Annotated in this window: 11 protein-coding genes and 1 pseudogene; 7 read left to right on the top strand and 5 right to left on the bottom strand. The window is 62.4% G+C overall.

The window, feature by feature from the left end; genetic code table 11:
• Window positions 1-52: 52 nt before the first annotated feature.
• Window positions 53-544: an Lrp/AsnC family transcriptional regulator gene (locus tag GWK50_RS13735; protein WP_144729567.1), complete on the bottom strand. Its 492-nt coding sequence runs from the start codon at window positions 542-544 to the stop codon at window positions 53-55.
• Window positions 545-739: 195 nt separating this feature from the next.
• Between GWK50_RS13735 and GWK50_RS13730 the strand changes: the two genes are divergently transcribed.
• The 7 genes and pseudogenes from GWK50_RS13730 (at window position 740) to GWK50_RS13700 (ending at window position 10,355) form a co-directional block, all read left to right on the top strand.
• Complete coding sequence (locus GWK50_RS13730; RefSeq protein ID WP_162016953.1) at window positions 740-4,333, top strand: indolepyruvate ferredoxin oxidoreductase family protein; 3,594 nt, start codon at window positions 740-742, stop codon at window positions 4,331-4,333.
• A 157-nt stretch (window positions 4,334-4,490) separates the two neighbouring features.
• Window positions 4,491-5,288 (top strand): annotated as a pseudogene (locus GWK50_RS13725) (NAD(P)(+) transhydrogenase (Re/Si-specific) subunit beta); the annotation flags it as partial.
• Window positions 5,289-5,356: 68 nt separating this feature from the next.
• Window positions 5,357-6,541, top strand: a complete 1,185-nt coding sequence (locus tag GWK50_RS13720) for a lipid-transfer protein (RefSeq protein WP_162016952.1) — start codon at window positions 5,357-5,359, stop codon at window positions 6,539-6,541.
• A 2-nt stretch (window positions 6,542-6,543) separates the two neighbouring features.
• Window positions 6,544-6,999 (top strand): MaoC family dehydratase, encoded by a 456-nt coding sequence (locus GWK50_RS13715; RefSeq protein ID WP_162016951.1) that lies wholly within the window; start codon window positions 6,544-6,546, stop codon window positions 6,997-6,999.
• 26 nt (window positions 7,000-7,025) lie between these two features.
• Window positions 7,026-7,931 carry an SDR family NAD(P)-dependent oxidoreductase gene (locus GWK50_RS13710; protein ID WP_162018119.1) on the top strand — a complete coding sequence of 302 codons (906 nt, stop codon included), beginning with the start codon at window positions 7,026-7,028 and terminating at the stop codon, window positions 7,929-7,931.
• Between the two features lie 49 nt (window positions 7,932-7,980).
• Window positions 7,981-9,183 carry an acyl-CoA dehydrogenase family protein gene (locus tag GWK50_RS13705; protein ID WP_162016950.1) on the top strand — a complete coding sequence of 401 codons (1,203 nt, stop codon included), beginning with the start codon at window positions 7,981-7,983 and terminating at the stop codon, window positions 9,181-9,183.
• Window positions 9,184-9,197: 14 nt separating this feature from the next.
• The gene (locus tag GWK50_RS13700) at window positions 9,198-10,355 is read left to right on the top strand and encodes an acyl-CoA dehydrogenase family protein (protein ID WP_162016949.1); all 1,158 of its coding nucleotides are present in this window, start codon (window positions 9,198-9,200) and stop codon (window positions 10,353-10,355) included.
• Between the two features lie 3 nt (window positions 10,356-10,358).
• Here GWK50_RS13700 and GWK50_RS13695 read toward each other — a convergent pair whose 3' ends face one another.
• The 4 genes from GWK50_RS13695 to GWK50_RS13680 form a co-directional block, all read right to left on the bottom strand.
• Complete coding sequence (locus tag GWK50_RS13695) at window positions 10,359-11,162, bottom strand: enoyl-CoA hydratase-related protein (protein ID WP_162016948.1); 804 nt, start codon at window positions 11,160-11,162, stop codon at window positions 10,359-10,361.
• Between the two features lie 119 nt (window positions 11,163-11,281).
• On the bottom strand, window positions 11,282-12,433 hold the full coding sequence (locus tag GWK50_RS13690; protein WP_162016947.1) for an acyl-CoA dehydrogenase family protein: 1,152 nt from the start codon (window positions 12,431-12,433) through the stop codon (window positions 11,282-11,284).
• Window positions 12,434-12,442: 9 nt separating this feature from the next.
• Window positions 12,443-13,204 carry an SDR family NAD(P)-dependent oxidoreductase gene (locus GWK50_RS13685; protein WP_162016946.1) on the bottom strand — a complete coding sequence of 254 codons (762 nt, stop codon included), beginning with the start codon at window positions 13,202-13,204 and terminating at the stop codon, window positions 12,443-12,445.
• 26 nt (window positions 13,205-13,230) lie between these two features.
• The gene (locus GWK50_RS13680; RefSeq protein WP_162016945.1) at window positions 13,231-14,469 is read right to left on the bottom strand and encodes a thiolase family protein; all 1,239 of its coding nucleotides are present in this window, start codon (window positions 14,467-14,469) and stop codon (window positions 13,231-13,233) included.
• Window positions 14,470-14,579 lie beyond the last annotated feature (110 nt).

Below are 14,579 nucleotides of genomic sequence, written 5' to 3'. Positions count from 1 at the left end.
CAGGCTTTGACGTAGATATATCAAGCATAAGAAGCTATATTAAAAATAGCATTCAGGCGTGCGCCTTGTTGCGCCCCAGGTGCCCAAGCGGCAGCGCGCCGCCGGCCTTGACCTCGCCGAGCGAAAAACTCGTATGCATGTCTTTCACATTCGGTAGGTTCAGCAGCACCTCGCGCGCGAACTGCGAAAAGCGCTCGAGGTCGGGTGCAACCACTTGCAGCTCGAAGGTGCCCGTGCCACTGATGTAGTGGCACGACACTACCTCGGGGATGCGGCGGATCGCCTCTTCCATGGCGCGCGTGAGGTCGCCCGTGTTGCGCTCGGCGTCCAGGCGCACGAAGGCTAGCACGCCCAGGCCGATCTTGTGCCGGTCGATCTCGGCGCGGTACCCGCGGATGAAGCCCGCCTCCTCGAGCGCACGCACGCGCCGCCAGCAGGGCGCGGCCGACAGGCCTACGCGCTGCGCGAGCTCGGCGTTCGTGAGGCGCGCGTCGGCCTGCAATTCCATGAGGATGGCAAGGTCAAATTTATCGAGGGTCTCCAAGGCGGGCTCCAAGGGCGCAAGATTCTTGCGCAGCATAGCCAAATTCAGGCAAAAAACGCAAAGAATTATCGGCGCCATCGCTCTACACTTTTCACCCGAACGCCCGTTTGACGCGCTGCCACACGACTGCTTCCGAGGTATGTTTCTTGCGAGCAAAAGCAGCGCCCCGGCCCACACCATATCGGAGACATCGTCATGAACGCCCCCTTGCCAGACCACATCCGCAAAGCCCTCGAAAAGGCTTCGCTCGACGACAAATACGCGCTCAGCGAAGGCCGCGCCTTCATGAGCGGCGTGCAGGCGCTGGTGCGCCTGCCCATGCTGCAGCGCGAGCGCGACGCCGCCGCGGGCCTGAACACTGCCGGCTTCATCAGCGGCTACCGCGGCAGCCCGCTGGGCGGCTACGACCAGGCGCTGTGGGCGGCCAAGAAGCACCTTGCCGAGCACCACGTGGTGTTCCAGCCCGGCGTGAACGAGGAGCTGGCCGCCACCGCCGTATGGGGCACGCAGCAGCTCGACCTATACCCGCAGAGCAAAAAGTACGACGGCGTGTTCGGCATCTGGTATGGCAAGGGCCCGGGCGTGGACCGCTGCTCGGACGTGTTCAAGCACGCGAACATGGCTGGCACGGCGCGCCATGGCGGCGTGATCGCCGTCGCGGGCGACGACCACGTCGCCAAAAGCAGCACCGCCGCGCACCAGAGCGACCACATCTTCAAGGCCTGCGGCCTGCCGGTGTTCTTTCCGAGCAGCGTGCAGGACATCCTCGACATGGGCCTGCACGCCTTTGCCATGAGCCGCTTTTCCGGCGTCTGGGCGGGCATGAAGACCATCCAGGAAGTGGTCGAGTCGTCGGCCAGCGTGTCGGTCGATCGCGACCGCGTGCGCATCGTGTTGCCCGAAGACTTCGCCATGCCGCCCGGCGGCCTGCATATCCGCTGGCCCGACGCGCCGCTCGAACAAGAGGCGCGCCTCATGGACTACAAGTGGTACGCGGCGCTCGCCTACATCCGCGCGAACCGCCTCAACCACAACGTGATCGAAGGCCCGCAGGACCGCTTCGGCATCATCGCGAGCGGCAAGGCTTACAACGACACGCGCCAGGCGCTGCTCGACCTGGGGCTCGACGACGACACCTGCCGGCGCCTGGGCATCCGCGTGCACAAGGTCAACGTGGTCTGGCCACTGGAGGCCACGGGCACGCGCGCGTTCGCGCAGGGCCTGCAGGAAATCCTCGTGGTCGAGGAAAAGCGCCAGGTCATCGAATACCAGCTCAAGGAAGAGCTTTACAACTGGCGCGACGACGTGCGCCCCACGGTGGTCGGCAAGTTCGACGAATCCTCGGGCGGCGAATGGGGCATGCCCAACCCCGGCGAGCATTGGCTGCTGCGCCCCAAGGCAGACCTCTCGCCCGCGCTGATCGCGCGCGCCATCGCCAGGCGTCTCACCAGGATCGGCGTGCCCGAAGACGTGGCCGCGCGCATGCAGGCGCACCTCGCCGTACTCGACGCCAAGGAGCGCGCCCTGGCCACCCCGGTGGCGCAAACGCCCGACCGCCTGCCCTGGTTTTGCAGCGGCTGCCCGCACAACACCAGCACGCGCGTGCCCGAAGGCTCGCGCGCCATGGCCGGCATAGGCTGCCACTACATGGTCGTGTGGATGGACCGCGCCACCGCCACCTTCACGCAGATGGGCGGCGAGGGCGTGCCCTGGGTCGGCCAGGCGCCGTTTTCCAAGGATGCGCATGTGTTCGCCAACCTGGGCGACGGCACCTACTTCCACAGCGGGCTGCTGGCCATACGCCAGAGCATCGCCGCGGGCGTGAACATCACTTACAAAATCCTCTACAACGACGCCGTCGCGATGACCGGCGGCCAGCGCGTGGGCGAGCGCCCCGAGGGCCATTCGGTGCTGCAGATCATGCACAGCGTCAAGTCCGAAGGCGCGTCCAAGATCGTCATCGTCACCGACGATCCGCAAAAATACGAGGGCGTGGCGCTCGCCGAAGGCGTTACGGTGCACCACCGCGACGAGCTTGACCGCATCCAGCGCGAGCTGCGCGAAGTGCCAGGCTGCACCATCCTGATCTACGACCAGACCTGCGCCACCGAAAAACGCCGCCGCCGCAAGCGCGGCACCATGGCCACGCCGGCCAAGACGGTAGTCATCAACGAGTTGGTCTGCGAAGGCTGCGGCGACTGCTCCGAACAATCCAACTGCCTGTCGGTCGAGCCCGTAGAGACCGAATTCGGGCGCAAGCGGCGCATCAACCAAAGCACCTGCAACAAAGACTTCTCGTGCCTCAAGGGCTTTTGCCCGAGCTTCATCACCGTCGAGGGCGGCACGCTCAAAAAACCGCAAAAGGAGAAAAAAGGCAGCCTCGCAGGCCTGCCCGAAGTCCCCGAGCCCATGCTGCCCGTGGCCGAAAGCGCCTGGGGCATCGTCGTCGCGGGCGTGGGCGGCACGGGCGTGATCACCATAGGCTCGCTGCTGGGCATGGCGGCGCACCTCGAAGGCAAGGGCGTGGTCACCATGGACTCGGCCGGCCTCGCGCAAAAGGGCGGCGCCACCTGGAGCCACGTGCAGATCGCGAGCCGCCCCGAGGCGCTGCACGCCACCAAGGTCGATACCGCCAAGGCCGACCTCGTGATCGGCTGCGACGCCATCGTCACGGCGCAAAAAACCACGCTGGCCGCAATGCTGCCAGGGCGCACGCACGTGGTGCTCAACAGCCACAACACGCCCACGGCGGCGATCGTGCACAACCCCGACTGGCAATTTCCGCGCGGCAGCTGCGAAAGCGCGATCGCCGAGGCCGCGGGCGGTGCGCAGGCCATCAGCAGCTTCGAGGCCGAGCAGGCCGCCGTGCAATTGCTCGGCGACAGCATCTACACGAATCCGTTGCTGCTCGGCTACGCCTGGCAAAAGGGCTGGATCCCGCTCACGCGCGAAGCGCTGCTGCGCGCCATCGAGCTCAACGGCGTGCAGGTCGCAAACAACCAGGCCGCGTTCGAATGGGGCCGCCGCTGCGCGCACGAGCCCGCTGCGGTGCAGGCGCTGTACCAGGCCGTGCAAGTGATCGAGCTCGTGAAAAAACCCTCGCTCGCCGAAATCGTCGCCAAACGCGTGGACTTCCTGACCGGCTACCAGAACGCCACCTACGCCGAAAGCTACCGCGCCTTCGTCGAGAAGGTGCAGGCCGCCGAGGCACGCCTGGGGAATCAGCAGGGTGCCGGCACGCGCCTGTCCGAAGCCGTGGCGCGTTCGCTGTTCAAGCTCATGGCTTACAAAGACGAGTACGAGGTCGCGCGCCTGCACACCGACCCGGCGTTCACCGCCAGGGTCGCCGGCATGTTCGAGGGCGACTACACCATCGTGCACCACCTTGCACCACCGATGCTGGCGAAGAAAAACGAGCGCGGCGAGCTCGTCAAAAAGCCCTACGGCCCCTGGGTGCGCCGCGCGTTCACCGTGCTCGCCAAGCTCAAGGGCCTGCGCGGCACGGCGCTCGACCCCTTCGGCAAGACCGAGGAGCGCAAGACCGAGCGTGCGCTGATCGGTGAATACCGCGCCTGCATCGAGGATCTGCTCACCGGCCTCACGCCCGACAAGCTCGCGCTCGCCGTCGAAATCGCACGCCTGCCCGAAGGCATACGAGGCTTTGGCCATGTCAAAGAACGCAACCTGCAAACGGTGCGCAGCAAGTCGCAGGCGCTGATGGCGCAATGGCGCCAGGCGTCGCCGGCCGCAACCAAGGGCGCGGCCGTGGCGCAGCGCCAGATGGCTTGAGCCTCGGCGGAGCGCCGCCAAGCCCGAAAACAGCAGTGCCCGCGCCATGGCGCGGGCACTGCTGTTACGGGCACGAAGGGCGCGTGCGATATTTTTCTTGGTCACTACTTACGCAAATCGGGCTTAGGCAAGGCGTTCGCCCCATGGCAAAACCGGCTTCCTGTTGGGCGTGCTCATCATCATCCCCATCGGCGGTGCCGACATGCCGGTGGTGGTGTCCATGCTCAACAGCTACTCGGGCTGGGCAGCGGCGGGCATCGGCTTCAGCCTGAACAACTCCATGCTGATCATCGCCGGTTCGCTGGTGGGCAGCTCGGGCGCGATCCTGAGCTACATCATGTGCAAGGCCATGAACCGTTCGTTCTTCAACGTGATCCTGGGCGGTTTCGGCGGCGACACGACCACGGCAACGGCCGGCGCGGCGGTGCAGCGCCCGGTCAAGAGCGGCAGCCCGGACGACGCGGCCTTCATTCTCGGCAACGCCGAGACGGTGGTGATCGTGCCCGGCTATGGCCTGGCGGTGGCGCGCGCGCAGCACGCGGTGAAGGAACTGGCCGAGAAGCTCACGCACAAGGGCGTGACGGTGAAGTACGCCATCCACCCGGTGGCCGGGCGCATGCCGGGCCACATGAACGTGCTGCTGGCCGAGGCCGAGGTGCCTTACGACCAGGTGTTCGAGATGGAGGACATCAACGGCGAATTCGGGCAGGCCGACGTGGCGATCATCCTGGGCGCCAACGACGTGGTGAACCCTGCCGCGCTGACCAAGGGCACGCCGATCTATGGCATGCCCATCCTGGAGGCCTACAAGGCCAAGACCATCATCGTGAACAAGCGCTCCATGGCCGCAGGCTACGCGGGGCTGGACAACGAGTTGTTCTACATGGACAAGACCATGATGGTCTTCGGTGACGCCAAGAAGGTCGTCGAGGACATGGTCAAGGCGGTTGAGTGAGCCTGGGATGGCGCGCCAACCAGGCAGGCGGCTCCTCAGTTTGAGATGAACTTATGAAGGGTGAATTTATGGACACAGAAGTTTATGTTGCAGGCGTCGGGATGATTCCATTCGCCAAGCCTGGCGCCAGCGATCCTTACTCGGTCATGGGTGCCAACGCCATCAAGCTGGCCCTCGCCGACGCGGGAATTGACTACTCCCAGGTGGAGCAAGCCTATGGCAGCTTCATTTACGGTGATTCCTGCTCGGCCCAGCGTGCTTTGTACGAGGTTGGCATGACGGGTATTCCGGTCATCAACGTCAACAACAACTGCTCCTCGGGCTCGACCGCGCTGTATCTGGCACGGCAGGCGGTGATCAGCGGTATGGCCGATTGCGTCCTGGCCTTTGGATTCGAACAAATGAATCCCGGCGCACTGGGCACCATGTACAACGACCGACCGTCGGTATTCGAGCACTTCAACGCTTGCGTTGAAGCCAATGCCGATGTTTCCAACGTTCCCATCGCATTGCGTATTTTTGGTGCCGCAGGCATGGAGCACATGAGGCGCTTTGGCACGAAACTGGACACCTTTGCCAAGATCAAGGCCAAGGCCAGCCGCCATGCGGCAAACAATCCCTTGGCCGTTTTCAAGGCGACGGTGACGACAGAGGAGGTCATGGCCTCGCCCATGATGTGGCCGGGCGTGATGACGCGGCTGATGGCCTGCCCCCCCACTTGCGGTGCCGCAGCCGCCATCGTCTGTTCCGGTGAATTTGCCCAGCGCCATGGATTGAATCGTTCGGTCAAGATTCGCGCGCAAGCCATGACCACCGATCGCGCCATGTCATTCGACGGCCGAGACCTGCGCGAAGTCGCGGGTTTCAGCATGGTGAAGGAAGCTGCGAATCAGGTCTATGCCGCCACGGGCGTCGGCCCCGAGGATATTGGCGTTGTCGAATTGCACGATTGCTTCGCACAGAACGAACTTCTGACCTACGAAGCCCTGGGCCTGTGCCCGGAAGGCGGGGCCGAGAAGTTCGTGAACGATGGCGACAACACCTACGGCGGAAAGGTGGTCACCAACCCGTCCGGTGGACTGCTCTCCAAGGGCCACCCGATCGGCGCGACCGGACTGGCGCAATGCTTTGAATTGGTCACCCAATTGCGCGGGCAAGCAGGCGCGCGGCAGGTTGAGAACGCCCGTCTGGCGCTCCAGCAGAACATTGGCATTGGCGGCGCATGCGTCGTCACACTTTACGAACGGGCATAACCATGAAAATTTACGAAACGATTGGCAGTCTTCAGCCTTTGGTGGGCAAGGAAATCGGTGTCAGCGAATGGGTGCTGGTTGACCAGGCCCGAATCAATCAATTTGCCGACGCCACCGGGGATCATCAATGGATTCACGTCGATCCTGAACGCGCTAAATCCGGACCATTTGGCAGCACCATCGCACACGGCTTTTTGACGCTCAGCCTGTTGCCGACCTTCCTCACCAGCGCATTCAAGATCACAAAGCAGTCCACGGGCCTCAACTACGGGTTGGACAAGGTTCGATTCCCGTCGCCGGTGCCTGTCAACAGCCGGCTGCGCGGAACATGCCGGCTGCTGGCCTGGGACGCGCTGGGCGAGAACGGTGCGCAAATGAAGTTTGAGATGACCATTGAATGCGAAGGCGCGCCGAAGCCGGCGTGCGTGGTGGAGTCCATCATTCGCTTCTTTGAATGAACAACATTGATCAGAGGTGGAAAGACATGAGCATCAATTTTCAAGATCGCGTCGTTATCGTGACGGGTGCCGGTTCCGGCCTGGGACGGCAGCACGCGCTGTCGTTTGCGGCACGCGGCGCCAAGGTGGTGGTGAATGATTTCGGCGGCAACCGTGACGGCACGGGCGGCTCCTCCGAGGCTGCACTCGCTGTCGTCGAAGAGATCAGGAAGTCCGGCGGCATCGCCATTGCCAATGGCGCCAACGTCACCGACGTTCTGGAGGTGAAGGCGCTGGTCGAGCAGACGGTTGGCGAGTTCGGCCGTGTGGATGTGTTGGTCAACAACGCCGGCATCCTGCGCGACAAGTCGTTTTCGAAATTGGAATTGCAGGATTTCGCCGCTGTCGTGAATGTTCACCTGCAGGGCTCGGTCAACTGCACGAAGGCGGTCTGGGACATCATGCGCAAGCAGGAGTACGGTCGCATCGTGATGACCGCCTCTGCTGCGGGCTTGTATGGAAACTTCGGCCAGGCCAACTATGGTGCTGCCAAGGCGGCAGTCATTGGTCTGATGAATGTGCTGCATCAGGAAGGCTTCAAGAGCAACATCCGGATCAATACCGTCGCTCCGATGGCAACCACCCGTATGACCGAAGACCTGCTGCCACCGGCAGCGAAGCAAGCGCTGGTGCCGGAGCGTGTGACGCCTGCCGTGCTTTTCCTGTCGAGCGAGGATGCGCCATCCAAGATGATCCTGTCCGCCGGTGGGGGAGCATTCGCTGCTGCTGCTGTCATGGAGACAGCACCTGTTTATATTCCTGATACCGATCTCTCGCCCGAGTACATTGCCCAGCAGATTGGCAAGATCGCCGATTGGACGACCGCTGTGCGCTACGAGAATGCCGATCAGGAAATCAAGCGATTTCTTGAACTGGTGCTCTCCGCCCGATAGAAAATCTGCGGTTCATTGACGTTGAATTTTTGCGCTGAAGAGAGTCCCAATGCACTTCCAAGTTGCTGACCAGATCGATGCCTTTCGAGCAGAAGTGCGGGATTTTCTGCGCAAAAATCTGCCCGCCGATCTGGCGATGAGATTTCAGAAAATGCGCGCTGCTCCGGCAGATTTGTTGCGGTGGCAGCGCATCCTGAATGCCAATGGTTGGGGGGGGCCCTACTGGCCCAAAGCGCATGGCGGCACGGGCTGGACGGTGCAGGAACGCTTGGTATTCGATGAGGAATGCAGCATAGCCGGTGCGCCCAGTCCGGATATATTTGCCCACAAACTGATTGGCCCGGCACTGAATCATTTCGGAACGCCCGAACAAAAGGCCAGGCACGCGGGAGGCATCATCAGGGGCGACAGCCTGTGGTGTCAGGGCTTTTCGGAGCCGGGCTCTGGCTCGGATCTGGCCTCGCTGCGCACCGCGGCCGTGCTACAGGATGACCACTACGTGGTCAATGGGCAAAAAATCTGGACCAGCTACGCCCATCAATCGGATTGGATTTTCATGCTGGTGCGAACCGATCCGACCGTCAAGAAGCAGGCTGGTATCACCATGCTTCTGGCAGATATGAAATCGCCGGGTATCACGGTGCGGCCCATTCTTTCGATCGATGGCCGCCATCACCTGAATGAAGTCTTCATTGAGGATTTGCGCATCCCCGTCAGTAACCGCGTGGGTGAGGAGGGAGACGGCTGGAAAATCACCAAGTTTCTTCTCAATAATGAACATGCATCGGCGGCGGAGCTGCACGTATTGCAGGGTTATCTGCGACGCCTCAAGCAATTGGCAACGGAGTGGGGCACAGGTACGGAACCGCTGATTGCCCGTCCCAATTTTGCGCTGCAGTTGGCGCGTTTTGAAGCCGAGGTGAATGCCATTGCCATGATGGTTTCCCGGGTGGCTGCCATGGAGCAAGCTGGCAACCTGAGCCCAGAGGCGCATGCCCTGGGTTGCATGTTGAAGGTGCGCGCAACCGAGCTTCAGCAGTCGATGAGCCTGTTCCTCGTCGAATCATCGGGGGATTGCGGTGCCATTGCTTACCCCACTGACCATGGCACCCCGCCGAAGCTCGCATACCCATTCCAGGAGGTCGTGGGCGGCATAGCTTCCGAAGCATTCTTCCGGCGCGCATCCACCATTTATGGCGGCAGCAGTGAAGTCCAGCGGGGCATCGCTTCAAGCCTTCTGTTTCAGTTCTAAAACATCGGGTCAGCATGGATTTCAATCTGAATTCGGAGCAGCAAATGCTGCAGGACAGTGTGCGGCGATTTGTCGAGAATGCCTACACGTTCGAGGCCCGCACCGCGCTGCTGGAAACAGGCCAAGGCGGATCTGCCGTCAACTGGCGCAGCTTTGCCGAAAATGGCTGGCTTGGCGCGGCAGTGCCCGAGCCATGCGGCGGCTTTGGGGGAACGGTGCTCGAAACGGCGCTGATCGCGCACGAGTTCGGGCGCGGGCTGGTCATTGAGCCCTACCTGGGGTGCGCCGTGCTGGCTGCGCAGACACTGGTCGCCAGTGAGTCATCCGGCGTGCGCCAGCAGTTGCTGCCAGGGCTGGTCGATGGAACCATCCGATGCGCCGTGGCGTACAGCGAGTCGGGATCGTGCGGCATGCCGCTGCCCGTGGCGCTGCGCGCCAATCGCACGTCAGACGGCTATGTGCTCAATGGAAGCAAATCGCTGGTACTCGGTGGCCGCGATGCAGAATGGTTCATTGTTTCCGGCGTCGTGGCAAATCAGGCGAATCCGGCAGACATCACGCTTTTCCTGGTCAATGCCGAGGCTCCGGGCCTGAGTCGCCAGGCATTGCCCCTGCACGATGGAAGCTGGGCGGCTGAGGTCGTTCTGGAGAATGTCTTCGTCCCAACGGACATGGTGCTTGGCCAGCCAGGGCAGGGCATGCCAGCACTGCGCCATGGCCTGATGCATGCCACGGTCGCCTTGTGCTCGGAACTCGTGGGTGCAATGGAAAGAGCCATCGAGATCACGGCCGACTACCTGAAGCTGCGCAAACAGTTTGGCGTTGCCATTGGCAGCTTCCAGGCGCTGCAGCACCGGATGGCCGACATGGCGGCCGAGCTGGAACTCTCTCGCTCGATGCTGTTTGCATTGCTTGCCGCCATCGAGGGCACGGATGCCGCGCACAAGGAACGGATGGTGTCTCAGGCCAAGACCCTGATCTCCCGCGCCGCCAAGAAGGTCTGTGGGCAAGCCATCCAACTGCATGGAGGCATTGGTGTGACCGAGGAGTGTTCCGTGGGCCACTATTTCAAGCGTGCAGTGGTCGGCGATGTCCTGCTTGGTAGCGCCGACCGCCATGAGGCTCACAGCGCCGTCCAACTGCAAAGTGAGCTACAGGGCCTGGGCCGCTGAGCTTCAGCGCCCAGCGAAAGCCGGTGCGCGCTTTTCGACGAAGGCGCGCGCTGCTTCCTTGTGATCCTCGGTCATGAGGCAGCGAATCTGCCGTACTGCCTCGTGGTCGAGCGCATCGGCCAAGGGCGCGCCGCGCTCCGCGCAGTTCAGGTTGGCCTTGATGTGGCCGATGGTGGTCGTTGGCCCGGCTGCCAGTCGGCGAGCCAATGCCTGCCCGTCGGCCTCCAGCGCGTCGTCCGCAATGACCTGATCCACCAAACCGATGCGCAGCGCCTCTTGCGCATCGACGACCGGCGACAGCAAGGAGAATGCACGCGCCCGAGCGCCCAGCCGCTGTGTCAAAAACCAACTGCCGCCGAAATCACCCGCCAAGGCCACCTTCACGAAGGCAGAGGTCATTTTCACGTTGTCGGAGGCCAGCAGCAGATCGCACGCCAGAGCCAGCGACAGGCCGGCGCCGGCCGTGGCACCCCGTGCCAGGGCAATGGTCGGCTTGGGCATTTCGCGCAACAGCCGCGAGCATTCCATCCCTTCGCGCAGTTGGGCTGCCCTTTCTTCCTGGGTTTGGGCTGAGTCGCTCGCCTCTTCGGCCATGGCCTTGACGTCGCCACCGGCGCAAAACGCGCTTCCCGCCCCCGTCAACACCACGGCGCGAACCTTGGAATCCGCTGCCGCCTGGCGCAAGGCCCGCAGCAAGGCATCCAACATCGCTGGCGTTAGCGCGTTCAGCCGCTCGGGGCGGTTCATCGTCAGTGTCAAAACACCGTCGGTAAAAGACTCGATCAATTCGGGAGATGAATTTTCCATTTTGTAAGCTCAGTTGTGTTTCGCCAAGCGCATCCCATGGGATGGAAACGCCATGAATGCCTGCGCCGCTTGATTGCCGCTGAACCCTCCATCTTCGTGGCTCAGCGTACGGGAGGGCGTCAACCGTCCAGTATTTGACGCGCGATGATCAGCCGCTGGATGTGGCTGGTACCTTCATAGATCTTTGTCACGCGCACGTCCCGGTAATAGCGTTCCACTGGGAAATCGTTCACGTATCCATAGCCGCCATGCACTTGGAGCGCGGCCGAGCAGACCTTCTCCGCCATTTCGCTGGCGAACAATTTGGCCATCGCGGCCTCTTTGATGGCCGGAAGTCTGGCATCGGTCAAGCGTGCTGCGTACAGCGTGAATTGGCGCGCCACGTCGATCTGCGTGGCCATATCCGCGAGGTCAAAACGGATGGCCTGCAACTCGGCGATCGGCTTTCCGTAGGCGTCACGCTCCTTTGCGTACCGGATCGCGGCTTCCAGGGCAGCGCGGGCAATGCCAATGGACAGCGCGGCGATCGCAATGCGGCCGTCGGACAACAAGGCGAGCGCTTTGCCATAGCCGCGCCCTTCTTCGCCTAACATGTTCGTCGCTGGCACACGCAGGTTGTCGAGATGGATTTGGGCGGTGTGTGCCGTGTGCTGGCCCAGCTTGTTTTCGATTCGCAGGCATTGGTAACCGGCATCCCTCGGATCCGCGATGAACAAGCTGAAACGGTCGCGAACTCCCGGCGCTCCTGTGGCGGCGACCACCAGGGCAAAGCCGGCTTCGCTGCCGTTGGAGACCCACTGTTTGGTTCCATTGAGCAAGTAGGTGTCGCCTTCGCGCTTGGCTGTCGTGCGAATGGCCGCGGTATCGGATCCGGCATGGGGCTCCGACAGCAGGAAAGCCCCAATACGCTGGGCACGGGCCAACTCCGGCAGGTGGGCACGCATCTGCTCCTCGGTGCCATAAGTCCGCAGTACGTGCGCAGACGCATTGTGGACATGCATCATGGTGGCAAAGCCACCATCCGCAGCAGCGAACTCCTCAATTGCCAGACAGTACTCCACAAACGATAGACCGGAGCCACCGTAGGTTTGAGGCGCCAGCATGCCCATGAAGCCGAGCTCGGCCACCGCCCGGATTTCATCGTGGGGCCAGGCGCCAGTGCGATCACGCTCGGCTGCAGAGTTGGCCACCACCTCGCCAGCGACGCGACGGGCCGACTCTCGAACCATTACTTCCTGCTCGCTCAAAAGTGCATTGGAGACACTGGTCATGGCTCATCCTTAAAGCCGGGCGCCACCATCGATGTTGAGCGTGGTGGCGTTCAGATAGGCGTTCTCCACTACATGGCGAACCAGCGCCGAGAACTCCTGCGCCTGCCCCATGCGGTTGGGGAACAGGATGAATTTTTCAATGATGTTTTGTGCCACTTTGATCGGCATGCCCGCCGACATGCCGGTTTCAAAGAGACCGGGGGCGAGCGTGACGACTCGCACTCCGTGCTGCGCCAGGTCTCGCGCCACCGGAAGCGTCAGGCCCATGACGGCCGCTTTGCTGGCGCTATAAGCGGCCTGTCCCATCTGTCCCTGCCAGGCCGCGCCCGAGGATGTGTTGATGATCACGCCACGTTCGCCATCCGCGTTCTCATCGTTCTGCGACATGGCCAGGGCCGCGTGACGAATGACGTTGAAGGTGCCGGTGAGGTTGACACCGATCACCCGATCCCATAGATCCAGTGGAAACAGCTCACCCTTGGACAAGGTTTTACACGGGCCCAGGATGCCTGCGCAGTTCACGGCCACATGCAGCGCACCAAAGGTGTTGACTGCAAACTCCACAGCAACCTTCACACTGGCGTCGTTGGCCACATCCACTTTCAGCGCGCGCACGCTATCGCCCAGCGACGCCATCTCGCGCACCAGGCGGGTGTAGTCCAGATCGACAGCCATCACCTTGGCACCTGCATTGACCAGGGCCTTGCAGGTCGCCAGGCCAAGACCTGAACCAGCGCCGGTCACCAATGCCACCGTGTTCTTGATATCCATGTTGGTTGCTTCTTTGAGTAGGACGCTCAGCGCGCCAGGATGGTGATGCAGGCGATGGCTTCCTCAATGCCCTCGAGACCACCGCCGTTTTCTGCCAACGCAATGCGCGCACCTTTGACCTGCCGCGCGCCGGCCTGCCCGCGAAGCTGGGTCACCAGCTCGTGCACCTGTGCCAGACCCGTCGCGCCGACCGGATGGCCCTTGGACTCCAGCCCGCCCGATGGATTGATGGGAATGCGCCCGCCGATGCGGGTGTCGCCCCGTTCGGCGATCACACCGCCCTGGCCGAACTCGCAGAAGCCCAGGTTTTCGGACTGAATGATTTCACCCATGGCTGTCGCGTCGTGGACTTCGGCCACGGAGATGTCCTTTGGCCCCACACCGGCGAGCTCATAGGCGCGGCGTGCAGCCAACGCCGTGCAGTGGTTGGCATAGTCGTCCTCGCTGCGCGCCGATCCGCTTTGAGCCAGGGCGGCCAGCACCCGGATCGCCCGGCTGGTATCGATGCCCAGCCGCTTGAGCGCAGATTGGTTGCACACGATGACAGCAGCAGCACCATCGGAAACGGGCGAGCACATCGGCAAGGTCAAGGGATAGGTGATCGGCGGCGCGGCCAGCACTTCTTCAATGCTGTAGGCCATCTGGTACTGCGACAGCGGGTTATGCACCGAGTGCGCGTGGTTCTTGGCCGAGACGGCCGCCAGCTGCCGCTGCGTGGTGCCGAAAGTGCGCATGTGGGATCGCGCAAATGCCGCGTACACATCCATGAACACGCTGTAAGGTCGGGGCGAGGTAGTCCCCTCCGGCACAGCCACATCGCGCCCGAGCTTCATCAGTTCCTCACGATTCTCCGCAGCCCGGGACAGATCCCAGGCGCTGTCGAAGACCGAGAACATCTTCTGCTTGTCGGTGGAAAACATCTTCTCCGCGCCGATGGCTAGCGCCACATCGCCGGCACCTGAACGGACATGGTTGCAGGCCAGCACGAACGCGGACGATCCGCTGGCACAGGCGTTCTCGACGTTCACCACGGGAATGTGGCCGATCCCCATGGCGCGCAAGGCGATCTGCCCGCGGATCATGTGCTGACCCTCCATGTGACCTTGGGAGGTATTGCCGAAAAAGGCGGCCTGCAGATCGTCCTGTCGTATCCCCGCGTCCACAAGCGCGGCCCCGGTCGCCTCGCGCGTGAGCTGCTTGATGTCCTTATCGGGATGCCGACCGAATGGGGTCATTCCCACTCCAACTATAAATATGTCTTCCAACGCGCGTCTCCTGCAAGTGGTTCTAGGGTGGATGCCAGACCAATGGAAAATTGCATGAAGTAAATGAACTTACTCTAAAGTAAATTTACTGCATTCCAGCTAGGTGAATC

This window comes from Acidovorax sp. 210-6, assembly GCF_010020825.1.
Taxonomy (GTDB): domain Bacteria; phylum Pseudomonadota; class Gammaproteobacteria; order Burkholderiales; family Burkholderiaceae_C; genus Simplicispira; species Simplicispira sedimenti.
Note: the sequence above shows the minus strand (reverse complement) of the source record. Positions and strands in the feature narration are given on the sequence as shown.

What these genes read in the sequence shown, in the direction of transcription:
- GWK50_RS13700 (WP_162016949.1), top strand. Translation starts at nt 9,198, where the DNA reads ATGGATTTCAATCTGAATTCGGAGCAGCAAATGCTGCAGGACAGTGTG.
- GWK50_RS13720 (WP_162016952.1), top strand. Translation starts at nt 5,357, where the DNA reads ATGGACACAGAAGTTTATGTTGCAGGCGTCGGGATGATTCCATTCGCC.
- GWK50_RS13705 (WP_162016950.1), top strand. Translation starts at nt 7,981, where the DNA reads ATGCACTTCCAAGTTGCTGACCAGATCGATGCCTTTCGAGCAGAAGTG.
- GWK50_RS13690 (WP_162016947.1), bottom strand. Translation starts at nt 12,433, where the DNA reads ATGACCAGTGTCTCCAATGCACTTTTGAGCGAGCAGGAAGTAATGGTT.
- GWK50_RS13695 (WP_162016948.1), bottom strand. Translation starts at nt 11,162, where the DNA reads ATGGAAAATTCATCTCCCGAATTGATCGAGTCTTTTACCGACGGTGTT.
- GWK50_RS13685 (WP_162016946.1), bottom strand. Translation starts at nt 13,204, where the DNA reads ATGGATATCAAGAACACGGTGGCATTGGTGACCGGCGCTGGTTCAGGT.
- GWK50_RS13730 (WP_162016953.1), top strand. Translation starts at nt 740, where the DNA reads ATGAACGCCCCCTTGCCAGACCACATCCGCAAAGCCCTCGAAAAGGCT.
- GWK50_RS13715 (WP_162016951.1), top strand. Translation starts at nt 6,544, where the DNA reads ATGAAAATTTACGAAACGATTGGCAGTCTTCAGCCTTTGGTGGGCAAG.
- GWK50_RS13710 (WP_162018119.1), top strand. Translation starts at nt 7,026, where the DNA reads ATGAGCATCAATTTTCAAGATCGCGTCGTTATCGTGACGGGTGCCGGT.